Consider the following 3,673-nt stretch of genomic DNA (forward strand, 5'->3'; position numbering starts at 1 on the left):
GGAGGGGGTTTTGAGGGGTTTGCTTGGGGTAATGCATAATTATGGTGGACGCCCACCACTAATACCCAAGAGTGTAGATTCGCCTTTGAAGAGGTTTAACTTATTCTTTAGGTGGCTTGTTAGACCGTATCCTGATATGGGTTTGTGGAGCTTCATTGATAAGAGGCATTTACTAGTCTCATTGGATTTGGGTTTGCAGAGAGTTCTCACAAGGGCTTTTCAGTTGAAAGTAGCATTGAATTGGCGTGGAGTATTAGAGGCAACTAAATTTCTGAGGGGGATAAACCCTGAAGATCCAACAAAATACGATTACTTACTCTCAAGGGTTTCAATAATGGGGTATTGTGCAAAGAATTTGGCTAGATCACAATGCTACCTATGCCCACTAATAAACATATGCAAATCATCAAAGCTTCCGAAAATTGTTGAAGCTAAGCCATTAACATCAGTGGAAATGGAGATATTGGAGAATTTCCTCAAAATCCATGGGGGAGAATTCGATAAAGTCGTAACCGAATACACGCTTGGAAGATATTCTGCTGATGCCCTTATGCATGCTAAGACTTGCAATGAGTATATTGTTGAGGTGGAGAGGGAGTTGAATTATATGGCTATAGGTCAAGCGGTAACCTACAGATACCTATACTATAAGCATAACGGTAAAATGGCTAAACCAATGATAATATGTAGAAAGGCATCGAGGGAACTTAAAGAAGCAGCTCAACTGGAACAGGGAATTGAGGTAGTAGAAATTGCCAGAAATATTATCTAGCCGTAAATGTTTTTACATTTCACTTTGATGTTTTTGTATAAAGTCTTTAAAGAAGTTTTTTGCTCCACTTATACTTTAACATTGGACTTCCAAGATGGCGTCATATTTATAAGTGTTTTGTAGTTAATGTAGTAAGTGGTGGTGTAGGTGGTGGTTTTTACTATTAGGGATAGGGAGTATAATCTTGCTAAGCATGATGTTGAGGCTGTTTTGGAGAGGTTGGAGCCGGAGCCTCTTAAGGGTCGTGCGAAATATTATATAGAGTATAAGGGGAAGAAGTATCCTATTAAACAGGTTGTTGCATTTGTGACGGGGTTGCCTAGAGTGGGATTTACTGCTATGGATGCTTATAGGATTTTAACTAAGCTTGGTTTTGATGTTAAGGAGTTAGGTGCATCGTGAAGGTATGGTTTTGGAGGGGTATGTTTGACTTGGCATAAAATAATTTTTGGTGATGCTAGGGATATGAGTGAAATACCCAGCGGATCTATTCATCTTGTGGTTACTTCTCCACCATATTATAATGCGCCATTCGATTATCCAGGGCTTTTTAAGAGTTATAATGAGTATTTGGATTTGATACGCTCAGTTGCTAGGGAGTTACGTAGGGTTTTAGCTGATGGTAGAATTGCATGTTTTGTCACTCAGGATGTTAGGATTGAAGGTACACTTTATCCAATATGTTCAGATATTATTAAGATAATGGTTGAGGAGGGGTTTAAGTACAGGGATAAGATAATTTGGAGGAAGCCTGAAGGTTATGTAAGGATAAGTAGGAGGAGTGGGGTATTAATTCAGCATCCTTATCCAATGTATTTCCATCCAGACAACATTTATGAAGAGATAATAATCTTCCAGAAGGGTGACTACGATTACTCATACGTGAAAAGCATGGATAGCAAGATTCTTGAAGAATCGAAAATAGATGTTGGATTGTTTAATAGGGAGAAGTGGTATCTAAGTGTTTGGGATATAACTAATGTACTCCCATTGAAGGGGAGGCTTGAGGAAGGTATAGCTGCCTTCCCTGAGGAGATACCGAGGAGGCTGATAAAGTTATTTACATTTAAAGGTGAAACAGTTTTAGATCCATTCTTAGGTTCAGGTACAACTACGAAGGTTGCTAAGGAGCTTGGGAGGAATAGTTATGGATATGAGATAGACTTGGAACTTAAAGATATCATTTTGGAGAAGGTTGGATACTGGCAGATGACATTAACTGGAGATGTCATTGAATATAAAATTAGAGATGATGCTAAGAGACTGAGAACTTTCCTCCAAGAGAGAGTAAAAGCTCAAAAAAGCGTTGTAAATAATAGGAAGAATGCAAACCCTTAAATTTAAGCGATAAAACTGTTATATGTGCATATTGGAACATATGATGTTGAAACTCTTCAAATATATTTTCCAGCATCATTAGAACTTCAAGAAGAGCTTATAAAAGCTGGTTTCAAAGTTCCTAAACCAACCCCGCTCCCAATAATATATGCTAATTTTCGCGGCTGGATTTCTAAGAAGCCTCCAATAACTATTGAAAGGTTGATTCATCCATCACGTTATATGAAGAGCTATGAGGATTTGGGTTGGGAGAAAACTACTAAGAATGGGAAGGAAGCTTACATAATTCCCGATGAAAGGTGTCTACTTGATGTCGAATTAAATGAGGGGAGGGAGGAGATACGATTGATAATTAAACCTGAACGCTACCACATTGAGAGAACATCAATTCGCCAAATTGGACCTGAAAAATGGTCTAATTGGGCAATGTTCTACTTAAACATTAGGGATATGATGGACTTGGCTGAAAAGCTTCTCAATGTTGTTAAGCCTCCAAACGATCTATGTGGAATGACAATGATTATCACTAAGGAAGTTCAACAGGGAGGGAAGGAGGAAACCTATTTCTGTGGATTTAAGAGAGGTGAAGGTATTCCAGTTAAAGACTTCAGTTTATGTATGGGATGCTTCGATCATGTAATTAGCTACCTAAAGAATGAGATAAGCGATGAGAAGATCGTTAACACATTAAAGTTGAGACTTAATTATACCCCTGAAATTGGGGGGTTTGCAAAAATCGGTTTAGCAAGGATAGAAGGGAAGAAACCACAATTCATGTTTAAACTTTCATCATTTCCAATAGAAAGGTCAATAAAGGGATTGCTGAAAGGTGTTATTCGGGGGAAGGCAAGAGGGAATTTAACCTACTGCACACATGAAAACAAAATCCACTATATCTCTTTAAATCCAAGTTTCTTCTCAAGAGCTATATGCTGTATTAAGAGGATTTTAAGAGGGGATGCGCCTAAGAACCAAATATGCCAGACTTGCTATCAGAAATTTAGAGAACCAGAATGGTTCGAAGAAATTAAATTATAAATTCTAGTTCTCATCTATAACTTCATAATTTTCAAAGTTAAATTTCACATTTAACATTACACTATAACTTTATGAAGCCGCTTTTTGATTTCATGAGAATATGAGAAAAAAAGTTATTGTTAAACTGAATGTACATGATTTCACCAACTTTTAATTCTTCAATTAGATCTAGCACTATACTCCACCCTAAACTTGATAGTTAAGATAGTTTAATCCTATTGCTACTTGCCGCTTTAATTTCTCCAACTCTTCCTTAACGTTCATCACGATGAATTTAACCCTCTTCTCTTCAATTGCCTTCACAACCTCCCTCTCTATTCCCGATATAGTTGTTTGAATTTGTTACTCATTTTAGAGTAGTTACTCTAAAATTTAAATATTGGTTGTTATGTTTTAGCTTCTGGGTGGAAGGTTGGGTAGCAGTGTGAGGAGGAGTGTTTTGGTTGCGTATACTGCTATTTTTGCAGCTTTGGCTATACTTTTAACTTTTAGTCATGCTGAGGTTCCATTTCCACTAATGCCATA

The 3,673-nt window shown here is 37.4% G+C and carries 4 protein-coding genes; all 4 read left to right on the plus strand.

From position 1 onward, the window contains the following. A partial coding sequence (locus tag MRT15_RS11170) for a DUF2400 family protein (protein WP_304330284.1) occupies positions 1-772 on the plus strand: 772 nt, incomplete at its 5' end. A gap of 147 nt (positions 773-919) precedes the next feature. Next, on the plus strand, positions 920-1,174 hold the full coding sequence (locus MRT15_RS11175; RefSeq protein WP_304330286.1) for a hypothetical protein: 255 nt from the start codon (positions 920-922) through the stop codon (positions 1,172-1,174). A gap of 24 nt (positions 1,175-1,198) precedes the next feature. Further along, positions 1,199-2,110, plus strand: coding sequence for a site-specific DNA-methyltransferase (locus tag MRT15_RS11180; protein ID WP_304330287.1), 912 nt, complete (start codon positions 1,199-1,201; stop codon positions 2,108-2,110). A 24-nt stretch (positions 2,111-2,134) separates the two neighbouring features. Further along, positions 2,135-3,148, plus strand: coding sequence for a hypothetical protein (locus tag MRT15_RS11185; protein ID WP_304330288.1), 1,014 nt, complete (start codon positions 2,135-2,137; stop codon positions 3,146-3,148). Positions 3,149-3,673 lie beyond the last annotated feature (525 nt).

Origin of the sequence: Candidatus Culexarchaeum yellowstonense, assembly GCF_024707025.1 — an archaeon.
In the GTDB taxonomy this organism is placed as follows: Archaea; Thermoproteota; Methanomethylicia; order Culexarchaeales; family Culexarchaeaceae; genus Culexarchaeum.